Below are 21,570 nucleotides of genomic sequence, written 5' to 3'. Positions count from 1 at the left end.
TGATTTTGTTGGGGTTTAACTTTAACCCAATCCACGATCTGTTTGCGCTTTTTATGATCTAATGACTGCCATCAAAGCATCAATATCTTCTTTGGTGGTATCAAAGCTACACATCAAGCGTACCGCACCTTCGTGCCAATCATAAAATTGACTGTGATTTCGTGCTTTTTCGATGATTTGATCAGGCATTGTGATGAACACACCGTTTGACTCCACAGGGTGCATCAGCTTGGTGTCAGGCAGCGTCAGTAATGATTCTGCCAGATACTTTGCCATTTGATTGCTATGATTTGCCAGCGTGCGATACAGCTCATTTTTAAATAATGCCAATAATTGTGCTGATATGAAACGCATTTTTGATGCCGTTTGCATGCTCATTTTGCGTAAAAATTTCAATTCATCACCCAACTCACCTTTGACATCAATCAGATACTCGCCGTACATCAGGCCGTTTTTTGTGCCACCAAACGAAACCATATCAACACCCGTATCAGTGATCATCTGCTTAAAGCTGACATTTAGATACGCTGCTGCATTTGACAACCTTGCACCATCAACAAACAGCTTCATGCCGCGCTCGTGGCAAAATTCTGCCAACGCGCGCAATTCATCGATCGTGTAGCAAGTACCGCATTCGGTGACCTGACTGATATAAAGCACCAATGGCTGAGCGCGATGTTCATTACCAAAACCTTGGGCAACTGGCGCAACAAGCTCTGGCGTCAATTTACCATCACTGCTTGCGATTGTCCAAAGCTTAAAGCCGCCAACCGCCTGTGGTGCATTACTCTCATCTTGGTTAATGTGTCCAGTATAAGCACAAATCACCGAACCATAGCGCGGCATCAGGCTTTGTAGCCCTAAGACATTTGCGCCAGTGCCATTAAATACACCAAAGCCGCGCGCTGCTTCGCCAAATTCACGGCGAATCACCGCATCAAGCGCCTCAGTGTATCGATCGCCGCCATAAGCAGATTCATGACCTACATTGGCCTCGATGAGTGCTTGCATGATCGTTGGATGGACGCCGGCATAATTATCTGACGCAAAATGTTTCATAAAGTACTCTTATTACTTAAAGTTTCGCTTATTTTAGCATTTATTTTGTGCTTTATCATTTATTTTATACTAATATAGTATCGCAACAATAAGCTTTATAATGTCAGATCAGGTGACAAAGATCTGACTGATGGCTATTTGTCAATTCTCAAAATATTCAAGTTGCTGCAAATTCGTTAATCATAACGCAACAAATCCTAGCTTGGTGATTTTTGCTTATTGTAGCAAAATTTGCTAAAATGGTCGGATTATTTTCTTTTTCCCAATCGGTAGCGGTTATATGTTTGAAAGTAGCAAACATCACTACCAACGCCAACACTAGGAGTTATTATGGTTGCAATCACCTTACCAGATGGCAGTGTTCGTCAATTTGACGGCCAAACCACCGTCATGCAAATCGCCCAAGATATCGGTCCAGGACTTGCCAAAGCCACCATCGCAGGTCGTGTCGATGGCAAATTGGTAGATGCTTGCGACCCGATTACCGCTGATGCCAGCGTATCAATCATTACCGCCAAAGATGCCGAAGGCGTTGAGATTATCCGCCACTCATGCGCTCACTTGCTTGGTCATGCGGTCAAACAGCTATACCCTGATGTCAAAATGGTCATCGGCCCTGTCATCGAAGACGGCTTTTATTATGACATCTACAGCCCACGCCCATTCACCCCCGAAGACATGAAAGCCATCGAAGAGCGTATGAAACAGCTCATCGACCAAGACTATGATGTCATCAAAAAAATGACTCCACGAGCTGAAGTCATCGAAATCTTCAAATCTCGTGGCGAAGATTATAAACTACGCCTAATCGATGATATGCCTAATGAGACAGCGATGGGTCTGTATTATCACCAAGAATACATCGATATGTGCCGTGGCCCACACGTGCCAAATACTCGCTTTCTAAAAGCGTTCCAACTGACCAAAATGAGCGGTGCTTACTGGCGTGGCGATGCCAAAAACGAACAGCTACAGCGTATCTATGGCACGGCTTGGGCGGACAAAAAAGAGCTCAAAGCCTACATTCAGCGTATCGAAGAAGCCGAAAAGCGTGACCATCGCAAGATTGGTAAAGCACTAGGTTTGTTCCATCTACAAGAGCAAGCCCCTGGCATGGTATTTTGGCATCCAAATGGCTGGACGATTTATCAAGTGCTTGAGCAGTATATGCGTAAAGTACAGCAAGACAATGGCTATCTTGAAATCAAAACCCCACAAATCGTCGATCGCAGCCTGTGGGAAAAATCAGGTCACTGGGAAAACTATGCCGAAAATATGTTTACCACCAGTTCTGAAAACCGTGATTATGCCATCAAGCCAATGAACTGCCCTTGCCATGTGCAAGTATTCAACCAAGGCTTGAAGTCTTACCGTGATTTGCCACTACGCTTGGCAGAATTTGGTTCATGCCATCGCAACGAACCATCAGGTGCGCTACATGGCATCATGCGTGTGCGTGGCTTTACCCAAGACGATGCGCATATTTTCTGTACGCACGCTCAGATTCGTGACGAAGCCCAAGCCTTTATTCAGCTGACCCTTGATGTCTATAAGGACTTTGGTTTTACTGACATCGTGATGAAGCTATCTACTCGCCCAGAAAAGCGTGTCGGTGCTGATCATCTATGGGATGATGCCGAAAAAGCGTTGGCGGATGCACTAGATACCGCAGGTCTTGCTTGGGAGCTACAAGAAGGCGAAGGTGCATTTTATGGTCCGAAGATTGAATTTAGCCTAAAAGACTGCCTAGGCCGTATGTGGCAATGTGGCACGCTACAGCTGGATTTCAACTTGCCAGAACGCCTAGATGCTGACTTTATCAACGAAAACGGCGACAAAGAGCGTCCTGTGATGCTGCACCGTGCGATTCTAGGTTCGTTTGAACGCTTTATCGGTATCTTGATCGAAGAATACGCAGGTCTGATGCCACCTTGGCTTGCACCAACTCAAGCAGTGGTGATGAACATCACCGACAAGCAAGCCGATGCCTGTGATGCCGTCGTCGCCAAGCTAAAAGCCGCTGGCCTGCGTGCGGTGAGCGATTTGCGTAACGAAAAAATCGGCTTTAAGATTCGTGAACGCACCCTAGAACGCATTCCGTTTATGCTGGTGCTTGGCGATAAAGAAGTCGAAGAAGGCACAGTCAATGTGCGTACTCGTGAAGGTGCAAACCTAGGCTCTATGCCAGTGGATGCCTTTATCACCCTACTAAATGACGCCGTCGCCCAAAAAGGCAATTATGTCGCAAAGACTGCTGAAAAAGCTGAAAAATAAGCCTTGATGAAATTTGCCCAATACCCCAAATATTGGGCAAATTTTTTTAAAAGTGCATAAAACCATTTGACAAAAATTTAGCAAATGGTTAATAATAGACACTTTAATGCCAAAGTATTGGCAGACAGGTCAATGAGTGATTGCCAAGAGAGCATCAGCGATTGACAAAAGAGCAATTAGATTGGAGTAAGACCCATTAAACCGTCAAACCGTTTAAATATTAACGAAGAAATCCGTGCCAAAGAAGTCCGCCTAGTCAAAGAAGATGGCGAACAGCTTGGCGTGGTAGATATCCAAACCGCACTAAAAACCGCCGCTGATGATGGCCTAGACTTGGTAGAAATCGTGCCTGATGCCAAGCCACCTGTGTGCAAAGTGATGGATTATAAGCGCTATTTGTACGAACAAAAACAAAAAGCCAAAGAAGCCAAAAAGAACCAAAAACAAACCCAAGTGCGTGAAATTAAACTACGCCCAGGTACCGAAGAAGCCGACTATCAAGTCAAACTTCGTAAAATCGTTGAGTTTATCGAAGATAAAGACAAGGTGAAAGTCAGCATCCGTTTCCGTGGCCGTGAGATGGCTCACCAAGAAATCGGCAAAGCACAGCTTGAACGCATCATCGCCGATACTGCCGAGATTGCAAGCGTCGAGCAAGCGCCGAAGGTCGAAGGTCGTCAAATGGGTATGCTACTTGGCCCTGCCAAGAAAAAATAAGCACGGCATATCTAGCCTGACTTCCCATTCATCAGCACCGTGAATGCCGTGAGCATTTTCGGTGTTGTGCTTTATGATTGCCACTGCATGATCATCGCATCCACTGCACCTGTAGGCAGCTGGTAGTAGCCTTTTCGCACATCAATGGTCACAAATCCCATTTTTTGATACAAGCTAATCGCAGGCTGATTGTCTGAGCGGACTTCTAGCAATAGATGATCGCTTTGGACTGCCCGCATCTTATCCATCAGTGATGTGATCAGCGCCTGTGCCACACCTTGGCGTGCGTGGCTTGGATTGGTGGCGATGCGATGGATTTCGGCAGTCTCAAAGACGATTTGATACAGACAATAACCCTTGATGGTCGGCACATCACCGCCATGAAGACCCTCAAACTCATCCACCGCCAATAATAGCCCAGCACCGTATTGCTCAACCATCGACGCAATCGCCGCCACTTCCCAGTGATCATCAGCCAAGCACAGACGCTCAAGCATCGCCACCTGTTCTAGCACACCTGTTTTTAACTGCACTTGCAACTGATCAAATTCAACAATCAACATATTTCCCCAGTTTTTATCATTTTACTTGCGTTATGATACACTGCTTTATGATACAATATTGACAAACACGAAAGATAGTAATTTAGGTAAGTTATGACCAACAAAACAAAAAAAACCAAATGGAATGACCCAAATGCAGCGGTCGAAGCAACAAAATACCAAAACCCAATTCCGTCACGCCTGCTGATTTTGCAGACGGTGGCAGACATCACCAACCAAGGCAATCCTGCCACCCAAGAATCGCTTGCCATGCATTTTGGCATCTTGGATGATGAAGATAAATTTTTTGCCCTAACCAATCGCCTAAAGGCCATGCTTAGAGATTCTCAGCTTGAGCGTAGCGATGGCATTCATTTTAGTGTCGCTCCCTTGCCGACCATCTTGACTGGTACAGTATCCGCCAACCCAAAAGGCTTTGGCTTTGTGGTGTTGCCCGATATGCCTGACTTATTTTTGCACGAAAAACAAATGCGACTTGTCTTTGATGGCGATACGGTCGAAGTGGTCGCCAGCGAATACCGTGGCAAGGCAGAAGCACGCATCACGACGGTGACACACCGCCATCAACTGGAGTTCATTGGCAAGCTTGCTTATGACGGCGAAGGCTTTTTTGTGCAGTTATCTGGTGCTAACGCCCATCAGCCCATCACCGTCAGCGATGATAATGTGATGGCGATGAATGCTGGTATCGGTGATGATGTCAAGGTTGCTATCATCGATTTGCCGACTTATCAAGAGTTCGCCACTGGCAAAATCACTGAGCTACTGAGTAATCTGAATGATCGTGAATTAATCATCGAGACCACGCTGTATAACCATGGCATTCCGCACGAATTTAGCAAAGAGACGCTTAAGCAGGCTGCAAGCTTCGATGAGCCATCTGACAAGGACTTTGCTGGCCGTGTCGATTTGCGTCATCTACCACTGGTGACCATCGATGGTGAAGATTCTCGTGACTTTGACGATGCCGTCTATGCCGAAAAGCGTGCCGGTGGCAACTTCCGTGTCGTCGTCGCCATCGCTGATGTCAGCCATTATGTCACACCACGATCGGCACTTGATATCGATGCTTATGAGCGTGGTACTTCGGTGTATTTCCCACATCAAGTCATTCCGATGCTACCAGAAGCCCTATCCAACGGCTTGTGCTCATTGAACCCAAAGGTTGACCGTCTGTGCATGGTCGCTGATATCAAGGTCTCTCGTGGCGGCAAGGTGACTGGCTATGAGTTCTACCCTGCGGTGATGCACTCACAGGCACGCTTGACTTATAACCAAGTCAATGCCTATTTTAATGACCCTACCAACGAAACCCTACCTGATGACTTGGTGCGTAATGGCGATGTGCTCAAATCGATTGACACACTGCATCAGCTGTACCAAATCCTAGATGCCCGCCGTGAAGAGCGGGGTGCGATGGCGTTTGAGACCGCTGAGACTTATATCAAATTTGGCAAAGATGGCAACATCGTCGATATCGTCGCTCGCACTCGTGGTGATGCGCATAAGCTCATCGAAGAGATGATGCTACTTGCCAATACCTGTGCAGCAAATTTTGCGCTCAAGCACGAACTGCCTGTACTGTATCGCAACCACGATAAGCCCAATGACGAAAAATCCGCTCGCCTGCACGAGTATGTCAAAAGCTTTGGTCTATCATTCCCAAGCGAATCGCCAACGCATGAAGATTATCAGCGTATCATCAAAGCCACTGCCGATCGCCCTGATGCGGTGAGCATCCACAGTATGCTACTTCGCTCGATGATGCAGGCGAATTATAGCCCTGATAATATTGGGCATTTTGGTTTGGCGTATGATGAATATAGCCACTTCACCAGCCCAATCCGTCGCTATCCAGATTTGATGCTGCATCGTGCTATCAAGGACAAGGTCACTGCCCAAAAACCTGCCGATGCACTATACAGCTCGCTCGATGAAGCCGGCGAGCAAACCAGTCTCACCGAACGCCGTGCCGAAGAAGCCTCTCGTGATGTCGAAACCTGGCTAAAATGCCACTATATGCAGCGTCATATCGGTGATGAATTTACCGCAACTGTCGCCACGGTAACAAGCTTTGGGCTGTTTGTAACTCTCAATGAGCTGTTTATCGAAGGTTTGATTCACATCTCAGGACTGGGTAATGAGTACTTTGATTATGATGAGCGAGAACAAAAGCTCATCGGCGATAAAGGCTCAAAATTCGGACTGGGTGACAGCCTACTGATCCAAGTGGCAGGTGTGAATATGGATTTATTGCAAATTGACTTTAAGCTGGTCGAACAGCTAAGCCAATTGGGCAGTGATGGGGTTGCCAAGGCCATCGACAAACCCAAATCAACAGCAAAATCAGGCAAATCTGGCAACTTGGGTAAAACCAAAAGCCGCCGTAAAGCCAAAGCTTAAGCATAAAATCATAAGGATATGAAATGACTAACAAACCCAAAGCACGCTATCCATTCTTGGAGGGTATCACAGACTGGCTCACCGCCTATATGCTTGGCGGTGTGCTGGTCGGCATTCTTGGCATGGGTGGTCTGTGGCTATTGATTGGTTCGGTGATCGTACTGATGGTGATTTTGGCTTTTTCGGTGAATTTCCCCAAAACTAAGTTTAAGATTTATGCCTTTGGCTTGGCGGTTTATTTCGCTTATCTAATCAGTCAAAGCATCACCACAGGCAATCAGACATTGAGCATACCATGGGTGCTGATGATTGTACTTGGGCTTACCCAAGCCATCTTGACTGTGCATTATTATCAAAATAAACTTAAGAAATAATATGATTTCTTAAGTTGTCATATCTCTATTTATCCGACATATCAAATTTTTCGATACTGATTGTACCAAGAGCTGCTATACCTGTTGAAAATTCAAGGCATTTATAATCTTCTGGGCTTGGTCATCCATATTGATATTTTCCTTATGAGCAATGCCACCATTAGCATAAATCACATCACCCATCTTAAAAGTAAACTGCTTGGGTGGTCTGTCTTTATTGGTCATCGTTAAGGTTTTATCCTGCTCATTCCATTGGATGGCATCTTTTGGAAATTCAGGGAATGTAGCAGCCAGTTTGCCATGTTGGTTTAGTAGATACAGACAGCCATCTTGCCAATAAAACTCTCCAGATATTGACGGTATGCTCTGACCTTGAGTAATCGGATCTACCCAATAATACATAATATGCGTTTTAACTGGCTTGGCTGTCGCTGCGATAGGCTGGCTGACTTGTTGCGGTGCTTGAAAGGTTGGCTGCGTGGTTGTGCAGCCGATGGTGAATAGTGCTAGAGCGAGTGGTAAGAGTTGTTTCATCATCATTCCTTGATAAGCTTAAATTTTAAAGTTTTTCAATACTTACTGTACCGATATTTGCCATACCATCTGGCGATAAACATTTTCTACCCTGTTCATCTGTATTGGCAATTTTTTCTGCCATATAAGCAGAATAATAGCCATTGGTATGAATCATATCGCCCATCTGAAATTCCACAGTTTCAGATAAATTATTGGCGTTTTTAAGTGCTAAAGTGCGGCGCTGCTCATTCCACACGACGCTATCTTTGGGCAGCTCTGGGAATTGGGCGGTGAATTTCTTGCCATTTTGCAATAAATAAATACAACCATCTTCCCAATAAAACTCACCTGATACCACACTAAGCATTTGCACAGGATTTTGTGGATGCACCCAATAATATAAAATCTGTGTCTGAGTAGATTTTGTTACTGATTGACCTATTTGAATGGTTGGCTGTGTGGTTGTACAGCCGATGATGGATAATGCTAGAGCGAGTGTTAAAAGTTTTTTCATCAGTTAATTCCCTAGTCCGACATCACTGGCTGTATAATTATTAGCTGTATTGATCACACCCAAGCCCGCAACCTTCATGTTATCCCGATAAGTTTGGTTGATCCCTCTAGCTAAGAGATACTGATAGACTTCACCTTTGGTGCTGCCATGACTAATCGGAACAAAGGATACTTCGTGGTAAATGGAATTGTCCGTAATGGGTGTGCCTAATGCATATCGTGTGCCAATACGATTAATATAAATTGATTTTGGTGACAATTTCATCGGTTTAAGACATGAAATGCCGAAATTACGGTGAATAGAAAGCGTTTTTTCAATCGCTCCTTGCTTTAGGTGAGATTAATCCATTAATATTGTTATCATATAAGACAATACCCCATCAAGCAAGCTTTGATGTCAATTTACTACTTTATACTCAAAAAAATACCCCGAACATCATATTCAGGGTATTAACAATCAATCAGCCATCAACTGACTATATTTAGGCATCAAGCAGTGCCTGCGCCGCCGCCAAATCCAGCGTCCCTTCATAAATCGCACGACCTGTGATGGCACCGAGTAGATGCTCGCTGTATGGCTTAAGCGCCGCGATGTCATCCAGATTGGTCACGCCGCCAGAGGCAATGACTGGCAGACCGCTATAGCGAGCCAGCTCCACCGTCTGCTCGATATTCACGCCCTGCATCATACCATCTTTGGCGATGTCGGTATAGACGATGCTTGACACACCAGCATCAGCAAATCGCTTGGCAAGCTCGGTCGCTTTGACATCGGTGACATTCGCCCAGCCATGCGTCGCCACCATACCATCTTTGGCATCGATACCGACGATGATGTGTCCTGCGAACTCTCGGCACGCTTCTTCGACGAACTCAGGCGCTTCGACTGCCTTGGTGCCGATAATGATATAAGTCAGCCCTGCATCCAGATAATGCTCAATGGTCGATAGGCTACGCACACCGCCGCCCAACTGAATCGGCAAATTCGGATGTGCTTTGGCAATGGCTGTTACCACATCTTTATGCACAGGCACACCATCAAAGGCACCGTTTAGATCCACCAAATGCAGACGACGCGCGCCTTGAGCCACCCATTGGCTCGCCATCGCCACAGGGTCATCACCAAAGACGGTGTCATCTTCCATGCGACCTTGTTTTAGGCGCACGCATTTGCCATCTTTTAGGTCAATGGCAGGGATAATCAGCATGGACATACTCATTCCTTATCGTTCAACTACTTGTTAACTGTTTCATTAAAATCCTGAACATTGTAACAGTTATTGATCAAATTTTCATCCATCAGTTCGTGGTCAATCAGCGATTTTGTGAGCAATGGCTAATCTGCATTATTATTTACAAACCAGCAATTCAGATTTGGCGGTGAATTTCGCATCCCATCTATTGATTTTTCAAATATTTTCATGATTTTTTGCGATAGAAGCATGCTTTAACTCTGTAAATTTTTGCTGTTTTAGCGTATAATTGTTAGGTTAATGGTGTGAACATTTGTTGATTGGCAAGATTTCAGCTTGTTTGCTTTGATTTTGTAACCTGTGTATCACACCCATCCTTTAGACAAAATCAGCCATCGCCACCCATCGGTTGCAAGGCTATGGATGTTTTTAGGTAACTTGGTGGCCAGCCGCTACCCATTATGTCACGGCTGGTATGTTTTGGTCTTAATTTAAGTATCCGCTTATGATTACCATCAAAAAAGGCTTGGATTTGCCCATCACCGGCGAACCCTCCAAGCAAATTAGCGAGCACACGCCCACTAAGGTGGCGTTAGTCGGCTACGATTATGTGGGCATGCGTCCTACCATGCATGTCAAAGTAGGTGATACAGTTGCCAAAGGACAGGTGCTGTACGAAGACAAGAAACGCGCAGGCGTACTTTATACCGCGCCTGCCAGCGGTACCGTTATAGCGATCAATCGTGGCGAACGCCGTGTCTTTGAAAGCTTGGTGATCGCTGTCAATCCACAAGCCAACGACGAAATCACATTCAATGCCTATCGCCCCGAGGACTTGTCTGCTCTGGATCAAGCGACTGTCGTAGAACAATTGGTGGCCTCAGGTGAATGGACCGCGTTTCGCAGCCGCCCATTTAGCCGCACACCCGAAATCGACAGCATACCTGCTGCAATTTTTGTGACTGCGACTGACACCAATCCTTTGGCTGTTGATCCTGCGACCGTATTGTTTGAAGAAGTACAAGCTTTCAATGACGGCTTGGCAGTTCTATCAACGTTATCACCAAAAACTTATGTTTGTCACGGTGATATCGCCCCAGATGCTTTGGTCAAAGCAGCCGATGGCAACGAAACTTCCTACCACGGCTTTACAGGGGTGCATCCAGCAGGGAATGCCGGTACGCACATTCACTTTTTGCACCCGATCGGGCGTGGCACGACCGTTTGGACGATCAATTACCAAGATGTCATCGCCATCGGTAAACTATTTACCACAGGTCGTATCCATACCGAGCGTTTAATCAGCCTAGCCGGCCCTGCTGTTGCCAGCCCTCGCTTGGTACGCACACATCGCGGTGCCGATCTGCTTGAGCTGACTGCAGGTGAGCTAAACGGCGATGATAACCGCATCATCTCAGGCTCAGTGCTATCAGGGCGCAATGCTGCTGGCGCGGTGGCTTTCTTGGGTCGTTTCCACAACCAAGTTTCGGCATTGGCTGAAGGTCGTGAACGCCCAGCGATGCACTTTTTTACCTTGGGCGCGAACCGCTTCTCAAAATTGCCGATTTATATCTCGCAATTTTTCAAAGGCAAAAAATACAACTTCACCACCAGCACCAATGGCTCACCGCGTGCGATGGTGCCAATCGGTCTGTATGAAACTGTCATGCCACAAGACTACCTACCCACTCAGCTACTTCGCGCACTGATTGTCGAAGACATCATCAGTGCAGTGGATTTGGGCGCGTTGGAGCTGGACGAAGAAGACTTGGCGCTATGCACCTTTGTATCACCAGGCAAATATGAATTTGGTGATATTTTGCGTGATAACTTGACCCGTATTGAGCAGGAAGGCTAACCATGAAGTTCATTCACAATATCTTTGACCGTATGGAGCCATCATTTGCCAAAGGTGGTAAGTACGAGAAATATTATGCTGTGTTTGAGATGTTTGACACCTTTTTCCGTCAGCCATCATCTCAGACTTATAGCGCATCGCATGTGCGTGATGGTATCGACCTTAAGCGTATCATGATTACCGTTTGGCTATGTACCTTCCCTGTGATGTTCTGGGGTATGTACAATGTCGGCTTTCAAGCACTGACTGCCATCCAACAGATGGGTATCACCCCTGACGGCTGGCGTACCATCATCACCGATATGGCAGGCTATGATCCTAATAGCATCTGGGCAAGCTTCGTTTATGGTGCGATGCAATTTTTGCCAATCTATGCCGTGACCTTTGCTGTCGGTATCCTATGGGAGATCATCTTTGCTGTCGTGCGTGGTCACGAAGTGAACGAAGGTTTCTTTGTGACTTCGGTACTCTTTGCCCTATCACTACCACCAGATATTCCGCTATGGCAAGTTGCGCTAGGTATCAGCTTCGGTGTGGTCGTTGCCAAAGAAGTGTTTGGCGGTACTGGTAAAAACTTCCTAAACCCTGCCCTAGCTGGCCGTGCATTCCTATACTTTGCTTATCCTGCATATATGTCAGGCGATGCGATCTGGACTGCGGTTGATGGCTTTAGTGGTGCAACTCCGCTTGGCTTGGCTGCAATGGGTGTAACTCCTGATCAATTCGTCGATGCTTATGGCAACACCATCACTTGGATGGATGCCTTCCTTGGTAATATGCAAGGCTCTATCGGTGAAGTCTCTACGCTTGCTATCTTAATCGGTATGGTTGGTCTATTGTGGACTCGTATCGCATCATGGCGTGTGATTGCAGGTTCGGTTGTCGGTTTGGTGGTGACTGCATTCATCTTCAACCTAATCGGCGGCGAAAACCCAATGATGAGCCTGCCTGCTCATTGGCACCTAGTCATCGGTGGCTTTATGTTCGGTGCGGTATTCATGGCAACTGACCCTGTTTCAGCTGCTCATACCAACACTGGTCGCTGGTGCTATGGTCTATTAATCGGCTTTATGACTGTGGTTATCCGCGTGGTGAACCCTGCATTCCCAGAAGGCATCATGCTTGCCATCTTGTTTGCTAACTTGTTCGCGCCACTGTTTGACTACTTCGTCACCCAAGCCAACATCAAACGCCAAACTGCACGGAGATTAAGCCATGTCAGCCAAAAATAGTAACGCAAGCACCATTGTCACAGCATTGGTACTGTGCTTGGTGTGTTCGGTGATGGTTTCTGCTGTTGCTGTTGGTCTAAAATCAAAGCAACAAGAAAATGCTCGCCTTGATTTGAACAAAAACATCTTGGTAGCAGCCGATAAATACAATCCAGAAACTGAATCTTCAAGCGTCATCGCTGAGCGCTTTGATGACTTTGAGGTGCGTCTGGTCAATCTGCAAACTGGCAAATTTGCCACCGAGCAAGAACTGAGCGCAGCTGGCATCACAGATGTCAATAGCTATAATGTCGCTTCAGCAGCACGCACCCCAAATATGTCCACATCGCTGGATAATGACATTGCCAAAATCGGCGGTAAGCCAAATTTTGCCAAAGTCTATATTGAGCGCGATGCCGCAGGTGAACTAAACCAAATCGTCCTGCCGATTCATGGTGCTGGTCTTTGGGGCCCTATTTTCGGTCTATTGACCTTGGATAAAGATTTGAACACCATCAAAGGCGTCAATTTTTATCAGCACAAAGAAACCCCAGGCCTAGGCTCTCGCATCGAAGAACCTCAATGGCAAGCCACTTGGGTGGATAAAGAACTGTATAACGAAGATGGCTCAATGAAAATGGCCGTCACCAAAGCAGGTACAGCGCGCGAAGGTCAAGTCGATGGCATCAGTGGTGCCACATTGACCATCCGCGGTGTCAATAATCTGCTACAGTTTTGGATGGGCGACAATGGCTTTAAGCCATTCCTTGATAACCTAAAAGCTGGCACGGCTGGCAATGGCGAAGGAGCGTAATCATGGCTGATACCAAAAGCATCTTAACGACGCCGATTTTTAATAACAACCCGATCGCCCTACAAATTCTGGGCATCTGTTCGGCGTTGGCAGTCACCACCAGCGTGGCAAACGCTCTGGTGATGTGTATTGCCCTTACTCTAGTCACGGCATTTTCGAGCTTTTTTATCTCGATCATCCGTAACAAAATCCCGTCATCGATCCGTATTATCGTACAGATGGTCATCATCGCATCTTTGGTGATTGTGGTCGATCAGATCCTACAAGCATTCGCTTATGAAATCAGCCGCTCACTGTCGGTTTTCGTCGGTCTGATCATCACCAACTGTATCGTCATGGGTCGTGCTGAAGCCTTCGCGATGAGCAACCCACCAATCCCAAGCTTCCTAGATGGTATCGGTAACGGCTTGGGCTATTCTGCGGTATTGATCTTCGTTGCCACCATCCGTGAGATCATCGGTAATGGTACATGGTTTGGCATCACTTTGCTTGAAAAAGTCACCGATGGCGGTTGGTACATTCCAAACGGCCTACTGCTGTTGCCACCATCATCATTCTTTGTCATTGCAGCGTTCATTGCCATCGTGCGCATCTGGAAAAAAGAGCAGCAAGAGCCTGCAGAGTTTGTGATGAAGCCACAATCTAAAGGCATGGGAGGCCACTAATGGGACACTATATTAGCCTATTTATTACCTCGGTATTTATCGAGAACATGGCACTTGCCTTCTTCTTGGGCATGTGTACCTTTATTGCGATTTCAAAGAAAGTCTCAACCGCCATCAGCTTGGGTATTGCTGTTGTCGTCGTTATGGCGATCACAGTACCGCTAAATAACCTGCTGTACCAATATCTGCTAAAAGATGGTGCTTTGGCTTGGGCAGGCTATCCTAATGTTGATCTGAGTTTCTTGGGTCTTTTGAGCTATATCGCACTGATCGCTGCTACCGTACAGATCATGGAGATGTTCTTAGATAAATATGTACCGAGCCTTTATAACGCCCTAGGTGTTTTCCTACCGCTGATCACCGTAAACTGTGCGATCATGGGTGGTGTACTGTTCATGGTTGAACGCGATTATAACTTTGGCGAGTCGATCGTCTATGGCATCGGCTCAGGCTTTGGTTGGGCGCTTGCGATCGCAGCACTGGCTGGTATTCGTGAGAAACTCAAGTACTCGGATGTGCCTGGACCGCTGCGTGGCCTTGGCATCACTTTTATCACGGTTGGCTTGATGTCGCTTGGCTTTATGTCATTCGGCGGCATGTCGCTATAAGCAATTAGGAGAAAAGTATCATGGAATTTGGTACCGCATTTGGCGGCGTTGCCATGTTTACCGTCATCATCATGAGCTTAGTTGCTGTTATTTTGGTGGCACGCTCAAGATTGGTAAACAGTGGTAAAGTTACCATCAATATCAACGATAACCCTGACAACAATGTCACCACCGAAGCTGGTGGCAAGCTGCTGCAAACTCTGGCAAATGAAGGCATTTTCCTATCATCTGCTTGTGGTGGCGGTGGTACTTGTGGCCAGTGTCGTTGTAAGGTCATCGACGGTGGTGGCGATATTCTGCCAACCGAAGAAGGTCATTTTACTCAAGGTGAAATCCGTGATGGCATGCGTCTGGCGTGTCAAGTCGCTGTCAAACAAGACATGAAAATCGAGATCGATCCTGAGTTCTTTGATGTCAAAAAATGGGAATGCGAAGTTATTTCTAATGACAATGTGGCAACCTTTATTAAAGAGCTGACACTGAAGATTCCTGAAGGTGAGGTTGTGCCTTTCCGCGCTGGTGGCTATGTGCAGCTCGAAGCACCGCCGCACACTGTGCATTATAAGGACTTCGATATCACCCCTGAATACCACGAGGATTGGGACAATTTCAATCTGTGGCGCTATACCTCTAAGGTGGATGAACCTGTCATCCGCGCCTATTCGATGGCGAACTATCCAGAAGAAAAAGGCATCATCAAGTTCAACATCCGTATCGCAAGCCCACCACCGCGCGGCCCTGAAGGCATCCCACCAGGCAAGATGTCATCGTATGTTTTTAGCCTAAAACCAGGTGACAAAATCACCGTATCAGGCCCATATGGTGAATTCTTCGCCAAAGAGACCGATGCTGAAATGGTCTTCATCGGTGGTGGTGCAGGTATGGCACCGATGCGCTCGCACATCTTCGACCAGCTAAAACGCCTAAAATCAAAGCGTAAAATCAGCTTCTGGTACGGTGCGCGTTCGAAGCGCGAGATGTTCTATGTCGAGGATTATGATGGGCTGGCAGCCGAATTCGATAACTTTGAATGGCATGTCGCGCTATCTGACCCACAACCAGAGGACAACTGGGAAGGCTACACAGGCTTCATCCATAATGTACTGTATGAAAACTATCTAAAAGATCATCCAGCACCTGAAGATTGTGAGTTCTACATGTGTGGACCTCCAGTGATGAATGCCGCTGTGATCTCGATGCTCAAGTCTTTGGGCGTCGAAGATGAAAACATCTTACTCGATGATTTCGGTGGCTAAACCCATCACCTCAAAAAATCCGTCAAGCATGCTTGGCGGATTTTTTTATGCATCAATGATGGACTTGAAGATCATCATATGCAGCAAGCGCTCACAACAAGTAGCATAATATCATTAGTAGTGATCATCACTATGCAAATATGAGCAAATAAATGTATTAAAAAAGCGCCATGATAACATGACGCTTTTTTTTAGCGGGATTTGATGGCTTATAAGAAGCTTGGCAAGTGTCTTGCAGGATCGCTCTCGCGAGCTTTTTCAGCATCTTCAACACTCAGTCCCAATTCCTCTGCCACGCCTTTGGCATAGTCAGGATGGCATTTGTTACAGTTGCGGATATGACGATATTTGATAAAGTCAGGCGCATCGCCCATCGCGCGTGCTGTATTGCCAAACAGCGCTTGCTTTTGTTCATCATTCATCAGATTAAACAAGGCGCGTGGCTGGCTGAAATAGTCGTCATCATCTTCACGGAAGTTCCAGATCTTGGCATCGCCATTGATCTTCAATGGTGGTTCAGCGAATTCTGGTTGATCTTGCCATTGGCCAAAGCTGTTTGGCTCATAATGCGGACGGCCACCATAGTTGTCGCCGACACGGCCTTGGCCATCGCGCTGGTTACTATACACTGGGCAGCGCGGTGCATTGACTGGGATTTGATTGCGGTTGACGCCCAGACGATAGCGCTGTGCATCGGCATAGTTTACCAAGCGTGCTTGCAGCATGCGGTCTGGCGAAACGCTGATGCCAGGCACCAGGTTGCTCGGTGCAAAGGCTGACTGTTCGACATCCAAAAAGAAGTTCTCTGGATTGCGGTTCAGCTCAAACTCACCCACCTCAATCAGCGGATAATCCCCTTTTGGCCATACTTTGGTTAGGTCAAATGGATGATATGGCACAGTCTCAGCTTCTGCCTCTGGCATGATCTGAACATACATTTTCCATTTTGGGAAATCACCATTTTCAATGCTTTCGTACAGATCGCGCTGGCTGCTTTCACGGTCTTTGCCCACCAAGGCTTCTGCCTCAGCGTCGGTCAGATTCTCGATGCCTTGTTGGGTGCGAAAATGCATTTTGACCCAAAAGCGCTCGTTATTGGCATTGATAAAACTATAAGTATGAGAGCTAAAGCCGTGCATGTGACGGTATGACTTCGGAATACCGCGATCACTCATCACGATGGTCACCTGATGGAACGCCTCAGGCACCAATGTCCACCAGTCCCAGTTATTAGTCGGACTGCGCATGTTGGTGCGTGGATCGCGCTTGACCGCTTTGTTCAAATCGGGGAATTTTTTTGGATCGCGGATAAAGAACACAGGAGTGTTATTACCCACCATATCCCAGTTACCCTCTTCGGTGTAGAATTTCAGCGCAAAGCCACGAATGTCGCGTTCAGCATCCGCAGCGCCACGCTCGCCTGCCACCGTGGTGAATCGGGCGAACATTTCGGTTTTTTTGCCCACTTCACTGAACATTTTGGCGCGGGTGTACTGAGTGATGTCGTTGGTGACAGTAAAAGTACCAAACGCACCTGAACCTTTGGCATGCATACGGCGCTCTGGGATGACTTCGCGAGCAAAGTCAGCCAGCTTTTCGTTCAGCCACAAATCCTGAGTTAATACAGGGCCGCGTGGGCCCGCGGTCATCGTATCTTGATTGCTAACCACTGGAGCGCCATTGCTCATGGTCAAGCGAGTATGGTCATAAGGGCATTTTTTATCGCTCATCGCGGATTCCTTTTTTTTGGTGGTTGATCATTGGCAAGTGTCTGCCAATCGGGTGTATTTGTATTATTACAGTTTCTGTGATTTAGTAAAATGATAATTTTAAATACTTTTGATTGATGTTATAAAACTTAAACCACACGCCATCACGCGAATGCTTACTTTTCACATCAATACACCCTTTCACCTTAACATAATTTAGAATCATTGAAAAGTGGTAAATGTGGTGTTTTGGTAATTGATTCATATAATTAATATCTGAACAATCAGACAAACATAACCGATTCACCACTAAAAAACCACTTAAGATTCACTTAAGTGGTTTTTGGCAAGCAATCAGCCGACTTGATAGTAGGTTGCAGAGCCTGGGCCAACTGGCAGTCCTAGCACAAACACCCAAACATAAAACAAAATCGTCCAACCCACCAAGAAAATCATCGAGTAAGGCAGCATCATCGACATCAAAGTACCGACGCCTGTATCCTTTTTATAGCGGATCGCCACCGCCATGATTAGGCCAAAATAGCTCATCATCGGCGTGATGATGTTGGTGGTGCTGTCACCGATGCGATAAGCCGCCTGAATCATCTCAGGCGCATAGCCTGTCAGCATCAGCATTGGAATAAAGATCGGTGCAGTGATCGCCCATTGTGCCGAAGCTGAGCCGAGCATCAAATTCACCAAAGCACAGATTAGGATAAAACCAACCAACAACAGCGGACCTGTCAAGCCAATGTCATTTAAGAAATTGGCGCCCGATACCGCCATCACCGAACCCAGATTTGACCAATTAAAGAACGCGGTGAATTGTGCAGCGAAGAACACCAGCACGATGTACATACTAAGCGAACTCATCGCCTGACTCATCGCATCGACGACATCTTGGTTGGTTTTGATGCTGCCTGTGACTTTACCATAAACATACCCTGGGATGGCAAAGAACACAAAAATAAACACCACGATGCCATTTAAAAAAGGCGAACCTGCCACAAGGCCTGTCTCTGGGTGACGCAAAATACCATTTTCAGGGACGATCGTCCATGCCAGCAGCAAACAAAAAATCAGCATACTCACGCCCGCCCACAGCAGACCTTTTTTCTCAAGGGGGCTTAGGCGCTCGATTCTGGAATCTAAGACGCTTGGGTCATCGGCATCATTGGGATTGTATTTGCCCAAGCTGGGTTCGACGATTTTTTCGGTAACAAAATAACCCAGACCGCTGACCAAAAATGTGCTGGCTGCCATAAAATACCAGTTCGCCTCAGCACCGACGACATAGTTTGGGTCGATGATGCGCGCCGCCTCTTGGCTGATGCCTGACAACAAAGGGTCAACCGTGCCAAGCAACAAATTGGCGCTATATCCGCCTGACACGCCAGCAAATGCCGCTGCAAGGCCTGCCAATGGATGACGACCCAAAGAATGAAAAATCATCGCCGCCAATGGGATTAACACTACATAGCCCAGCTCAGAGGCAGTGTTTGACATGATACCTGCAAAAACCACGACCAAAGTCACCATCTTTTTAGGTGCATTCATCACCAAGCCGCGCAATGCTGCCGAGATCATGCCTGAATATTCAGCGATACCGACACCAAGCAGTGCCACCAGTACAGTACCCAGTGGCACGAATCCTGTGAAGTTGGTCACCAGATTTTCAACAATACGCGCCAGTCCCTCGCCATTGAGCAGATTGACCACATAGATCATGCCATCTTCACTGCGACCCTTAGCGCCCTCAGGTCTTGGATCGACCACCGAGATGCCCATCATGGATAAGACCGCGGACAATCCCAAAAGCAGTACTGACATCCAGATAAACAAAATCACAGGATGCGGCAAGAGATTACCGAGCCATTCTACGCCCTTTAAAAAGCGCTGCATGCGCGTGCTGCTGCCTGCTTGATCAAAGTTATTGGGTGAATTTGATGAACTCATTACCCCTCCCTTTTACAAAGTTTAATTTACATAGATTAAATAAAAAGCACAAAGATGATATATTATAGCAATATTTCAGACATAAAATCAAATCTGCCTTGATTGTCAAATTTTATAAAACCGATGATAAACAATCACTTATAAAAAAACCTTGATCATCGATCAAGGTCTGGCTGGGCAATGAGCGATCAGGATTTGGCATCCTGTTCCGCCTCTTGGGTTGTCGCTTCGACATTGGCAATAAAGCTGCCGACTTTATGATAATTTCTAAAAAAGTATACCAATCCTTCATGCTTGGCATCGTTATTGTGGATGGCAAGGATTTTGCAAATAAACACACTGTGCGTGCCGACACGATGGATGGCCTCAATGGCACAATCAAAGCTCACCAAAGCCGAGGTCAGTCGTGGTGCGCCTGTCTCAAGCGTCGCCCACTCGCCATGCTCAAACCGCTCATCGGAATCCAGACTTGATGAGAACACACCCGACAGCTCTTCTTGGTCTGCCGTCAAAGTATTCACGCACAACACTTGATTTTCTACAAAATGCTCATACGAGCGCGCTTGGCCATTCATACACACCAAAAGCGTCGGCGGCGCGTCAGTCACGCTACACACCGCAGATGCTGTAAAACCATGTCGGCCTGAAACACCATCTGTCGTCACCACATGCACCGCGCTGGCAAGCTTTGCCATCGCATCTTTAAATTCGCTATTAGTCACCATGATCATTAACCGTCTTTCTAAAATTTAAAAACCGTTATGGCATTATAAACCATTCACGGTTTTTGTGGGGACAATTTGCTAAAATTATGCCAATTCTTTACGCACCAGTGCTGCCCCTGCCGCGAGTGCTTCAAGCTTGCCACGAGCCACAGAGCGAGATAGTGGCGCCATACCGCAGTTGGTGCATGGATACAGCTTGTCCGCATCGACGAACTGTAGTGCCTTACGCAATGTCGCCGCGACTTCATCAGCTGTCTCGATGGTGTTGGTCGCCACATCGATCGCACCGACCATCACCTTTTTGCCACGGATCAGCTCGATCAAATCCATCGGCACATGAGAATTTTGACACTCTAGCGAGATGATGTCAATGCTTGATGCTTGAAGTTTTGGGAAGCTTTCTTCGTATTGACGCCACTCACTGCCCAGCGTCTTTTTCCAGTTGTTATTCGCTTCAATACCGTAGCCATAGCAGATATGCACCGCCGTTTCGCACTTTAGCCCTTCGATGGCGCGCTCAAGTGTCGCCACGCCCCAGTCATTGACTTCATCAAAAAACACATTAAACGCAGGCTCATCAAACTGAATGATATCTACGCCACAAGCTTCCAGTTCTTTGGCTTCTTCGTTTAGAATTTTTGCAAATTCCCATGCCAATTTCTCACGGCTTTTATAATGCGCATCATACAAAGTATCAATCATGGTCATCGGCCCTGGCAATGCCCATTTGATCGGCTTGTCGGTATGCTGACGCAAAAATTTGGCATCATCGACGAATACCGACTTTGGACGAGACACCGCACCGACGACCGTCGGCACGCTAGCATCATAGCGGTTGCGGATACGCACGGTTTCACGCTGATTAAAATCCACACCGTCCAGATGCTCGATGAATGTCGTCACAAAATGCTGGCGTGTCTGCTCGCCATCGCTGACGATGTCAATGCCTGCGCTGATTTGCTCTTGGAGTGATACCAATAGTGCGTCTTGCTTGGCCTCACGCAGTGCATCGCCCGACAGTTTCCACGGCGACCACAGTTTTTCAGGCTCGGCAAGCCATACAGGTTTTGGCAAGCTGCCCGCGGTTGAAGTTGGTAATAATAAATTGCTCATGGTGTTGCCTTGTCAATAGTAAACTAAGTGAATGTTCGGTTTA

General features: G+C 46.8%; 19 protein-coding genes. 10 read left to right on the top strand and 9 right to left on the bottom strand.

Annotation, left to right across the window (positions count from 1 at the left end; genetic code table 11):
* Positions 1-51: 51 nt before the first annotated feature.
* The gene (locus B0681_RS09670; protein WP_078318524.1) at positions 52-1,059 is read right to left on the bottom strand and encodes a threonine aldolase family protein; all 1,008 of its coding nucleotides are present in this window, start codon (positions 1,057-1,059) and stop codon (positions 52-54) included.
* 330 nt (positions 1,060-1,389) lie between these two features.
* Between B0681_RS09670 and thrS the strand changes: the two genes are divergently transcribed.
* Both thrS and infC read left to right on the top strand, forming a co-directional pair.
* On the top strand, positions 1,390-3,333 hold the full coding sequence (gene thrS, locus B0681_RS09665; RefSeq protein WP_078318523.1) for a threonine--tRNA ligase: 1,944 nt from the start codon (positions 1,390-1,392) through the stop codon (positions 3,331-3,333).
* A gap of 219 nt (positions 3,334-3,552) precedes the next feature.
* Positions 3,553-4,050: a translation initiation factor IF-3 gene (infC, locus tag B0681_RS09660; RefSeq protein WP_199174105.1), complete on the top strand. Its 498-nt coding sequence runs from the start codon at positions 3,553-3,555 to the stop codon at positions 4,048-4,050.
* 71 nt (positions 4,051-4,121) lie between these two features.
* Here the strand turns inward: infC and rimI are convergent, their stop codons facing one another.
* Positions 4,122-4,613 (bottom strand): ribosomal protein S18-alanine N-acetyltransferase, encoded by a 492-nt coding sequence (gene rimI / locus B0681_RS09655; RefSeq protein WP_078318522.1) that lies wholly within the window; start codon positions 4,611-4,613, stop codon positions 4,122-4,124.
* 93 nt (positions 4,614-4,706) lie between these two features.
* On the opposite strand from rimI, the gene rnr reads away from it, so the two are divergent.
* Entirely contained in the window at positions 4,707-7,016 is a 2,310-nt protein-coding gene (gene rnr / locus B0681_RS09650) for a ribonuclease R (RefSeq protein WP_078318521.1), read from the top strand.
* Between the two features lie 23 nt (positions 7,017-7,039).
* A complete protein-coding gene (locus B0681_RS09645; protein WP_078318520.1) occupies positions 7,040-7,390 on the top strand; it encodes a hypothetical protein in 351 nt (116 codons plus the stop codon).
* A gap of 75 nt (positions 7,391-7,465) precedes the next feature.
* Here the strand turns inward: B0681_RS09645 and B0681_RS09640 are convergent, their stop codons facing one another.
* From B0681_RS09640 to hisA, 3 genes are all read right to left on the bottom strand, one after another.
* Positions 7,466-7,924: a hypothetical protein gene (locus B0681_RS09640; protein WP_078318519.1), complete on the bottom strand. Its 459-nt coding sequence runs from the start codon at positions 7,922-7,924 to the stop codon at positions 7,466-7,468.
* A gap of 25 nt (positions 7,925-7,949) precedes the next feature.
* On the bottom strand, positions 7,950-8,420 hold the full coding sequence (locus tag B0681_RS09635; protein ID WP_078318518.1) for a hypothetical protein: 471 nt from the start codon (positions 8,418-8,420) through the stop codon (positions 7,950-7,952).
* A gap of 481 nt (positions 8,421-8,901) precedes the next feature.
* Positions 8,902-9,627, bottom strand: a complete 726-nt coding sequence (gene hisA, locus B0681_RS09630; protein ID WP_078318527.1) for a 1-(5-phosphoribosyl)-5-[(5-phosphoribosylamino)methylideneamino]imidazole-4-carboxamide isomerase — start codon at positions 9,625-9,627, stop codon at positions 8,902-8,904.
* Between the two features lie 490 nt (positions 9,628-10,117).
* Here hisA and B0681_RS09625 point away from each other — a divergent pair, with 490 nt between their 5' ends.
* The 6 genes from B0681_RS09625 to nqrF are packed head-to-tail and all read left to right on the top strand — an operon-like array spanning position 10,118 to position 16,024.
* Entirely contained in the window at positions 10,118-11,470 is a 1,353-nt protein-coding gene (locus B0681_RS09625) for a Na(+)-translocating NADH-quinone reductase subunit A (RefSeq protein ID WP_078318517.1), read from the top strand.
* Positions 11,471-11,472: 2 nt separating this feature from the next.
* Positions 11,473-12,702 (top strand): NADH:ubiquinone reductase (Na(+)-transporting) subunit B, encoded by a 1,230-nt coding sequence (locus B0681_RS09620; protein ID WP_078318516.1) that lies wholly within the window; start codon positions 11,473-11,475, stop codon positions 12,700-12,702.
* On the top strand, positions 12,686-13,495 hold the full coding sequence (locus B0681_RS09615; protein ID WP_078318515.1) for a Na(+)-translocating NADH-quinone reductase subunit C: 810 nt from the start codon (positions 12,686-12,688) through the stop codon (positions 13,493-13,495). The genes B0681_RS09620 and B0681_RS09615 overlap by 17 nt, the downstream gene beginning before the upstream one ends.
* 2 nt (positions 13,496-13,497) lie before the next feature.
* Positions 13,498-14,160 (top strand): NADH:ubiquinone reductase (Na(+)-transporting) subunit D, encoded by a 663-nt coding sequence (locus tag B0681_RS09610; protein ID WP_078318514.1) that lies wholly within the window; start codon positions 13,498-13,500, stop codon positions 14,158-14,160.
* Positions 14,160-14,768: an NADH:ubiquinone reductase (Na(+)-transporting) subunit E gene (gene nqrE, locus B0681_RS09605; protein WP_078318513.1), complete on the top strand. Its 609-nt coding sequence runs from the start codon at positions 14,160-14,162 to the stop codon at positions 14,766-14,768. Before B0681_RS09610 ends, nqrE begins: the two co-directional genes overlap by 1 nt.
* Positions 14,769-14,788: 20 nt before the next feature.
* Positions 14,789-16,024 carry an NADH:ubiquinone reductase (Na(+)-transporting) subunit F gene (gene nqrF, locus B0681_RS09600; protein WP_078318512.1) on the top strand — a complete coding sequence of 412 codons (1,236 nt, stop codon included), beginning with the start codon at positions 14,789-14,791 and terminating at the stop codon, positions 16,022-16,024.
* Positions 16,025-16,233: 209 nt separating this feature from the next.
* Here the strand turns inward: nqrF and B0681_RS09595 are convergent, their stop codons facing one another.
* The 4 genes from B0681_RS09595 to B0681_RS09580 form a co-directional block, all read right to left on the bottom strand.
* On the bottom strand, positions 16,234-17,754 hold the full coding sequence (locus B0681_RS09595) for a catalase (RefSeq protein WP_078318511.1): 1,521 nt from the start codon (positions 17,752-17,754) through the stop codon (positions 16,234-16,236).
* Positions 17,755-18,087: 333 nt separating this feature from the next.
* A complete protein-coding gene (locus B0681_RS09590; protein WP_078318510.1) occupies positions 18,088-19,689 on the bottom strand; it encodes an AbgT family transporter in 1,602 nt (533 codons plus the stop codon).
* Positions 19,690-19,877: 188 nt separating this feature from the next.
* Positions 19,878-20,414, bottom strand: coding sequence for a flavin reductase (locus B0681_RS09585; protein WP_078318526.1), 537 nt, complete (start codon positions 20,412-20,414; stop codon positions 19,878-19,880).
* A gap of 84 nt (positions 20,415-20,498) precedes the next feature.
* Complete coding sequence (locus tag B0681_RS09580; RefSeq protein ID WP_078318509.1) at positions 20,499-21,527, bottom strand: methionine synthase; 1,029 nt, start codon at positions 21,525-21,527, stop codon at positions 20,499-20,501.
* Positions 21,528-21,570: the final 43 nt, after the last annotated feature.

Source organism: Moraxella porci DSM 25326, from assembly GCF_002014855.1.
GTDB classification, from domain to species: domain Bacteria; phylum Pseudomonadota; class Gammaproteobacteria; order Pseudomonadales; family Moraxellaceae; genus Moraxella; species Moraxella porci.
Note: the sequence above shows the minus strand (reverse complement) of the source record. Positions and strands in the feature narration are given on the sequence as shown.

Coding starts and splice junctions, on each gene's coding strand:
- B0681_RS09670 (WP_078318524.1), bottom strand. CDS start 1,059: ATGAAACATTTTGCGTCAGATAATTATGCCGGCGTCCATCCAACGATC.
- thrS (WP_078318523.1), top strand. CDS start 1,390: ATGGTTGCAATCACCTTACCAGATGGCAGTGTTCGTCAATTTGACGGC.
- rimI (WP_078318522.1), bottom strand. CDS start 4,613: ATGTTGATTGTTGAATTTGATCAGTTGCAAGTGCAGTTAAAAACAGGT.
- rnr (WP_078318521.1), top strand. CDS start 4,707: ATGACCAACAAAACAAAAAAAACCAAATGGAATGACCCAAATGCAGCG.
- B0681_RS09645 (WP_078318520.1), top strand. CDS start 7,040: ATGACTAACAAACCCAAAGCACGCTATCCATTCTTGGAGGGTATCACA.
- B0681_RS09640 (WP_078318519.1), bottom strand. CDS start 7,924: ATGAAACAACTCTTACCACTCGCTCTAGCACTATTCACCATCGGCTGC.
- B0681_RS09635 (WP_078318518.1), bottom strand. CDS start 8,420: ATGAAAAAACTTTTAACACTCGCTCTAGCATTATCCATCATCGGCTGT.
- hisA (WP_078318527.1), bottom strand. CDS start 9,627: ATGCTGATTATCCCTGCCATTGACCTAAAAGATGGCAAATGCGTGCGC.
- B0681_RS09625 (WP_078318517.1), top strand. CDS start 10,118: ATGATTACCATCAAAAAAGGCTTGGATTTGCCCATCACCGGCGAACCC.
- B0681_RS09620 (WP_078318516.1), top strand. CDS start 11,473: ATGAAGTTCATTCACAATATCTTTGACCGTATGGAGCCATCATTTGCC.
- B0681_RS09615 (WP_078318515.1), top strand. CDS start 12,686: ATGTCAGCCAAAAATAGTAACGCAAGCACCATTGTCACAGCATTGGTA.
- B0681_RS09610 (WP_078318514.1), top strand. CDS start 13,498: ATGGCTGATACCAAAAGCATCTTAACGACGCCGATTTTTAATAACAAC.
- nqrE (WP_078318513.1), top strand. CDS start 14,160: ATGGGACACTATATTAGCCTATTTATTACCTCGGTATTTATCGAGAAC.
- nqrF (WP_078318512.1), top strand. CDS start 14,789: ATGGAATTTGGTACCGCATTTGGCGGCGTTGCCATGTTTACCGTCATC.
- B0681_RS09595 (WP_078318511.1), bottom strand. CDS start 17,754: ATGAGCGATAAAAAATGCCCTTATGACCATACTCGCTTGACCATGAGC.
- B0681_RS09590 (WP_078318510.1), bottom strand. CDS start 19,689: ATGAGTTCATCAAATTCACCCAATAACTTTGATCAAGCAGGCAGCAGC.
- B0681_RS09585 (WP_078318526.1), bottom strand. CDS start 20,414: ATGGTGACTAATAGCGAATTTAAAGATGCGATGGCAAAGCTTGCCAGC.
- B0681_RS09580 (WP_078318509.1), bottom strand. CDS start 21,527: ATGAGCAATTTATTATTACCAACTTCAACCGCGGGCAGCTTGCCAAAA.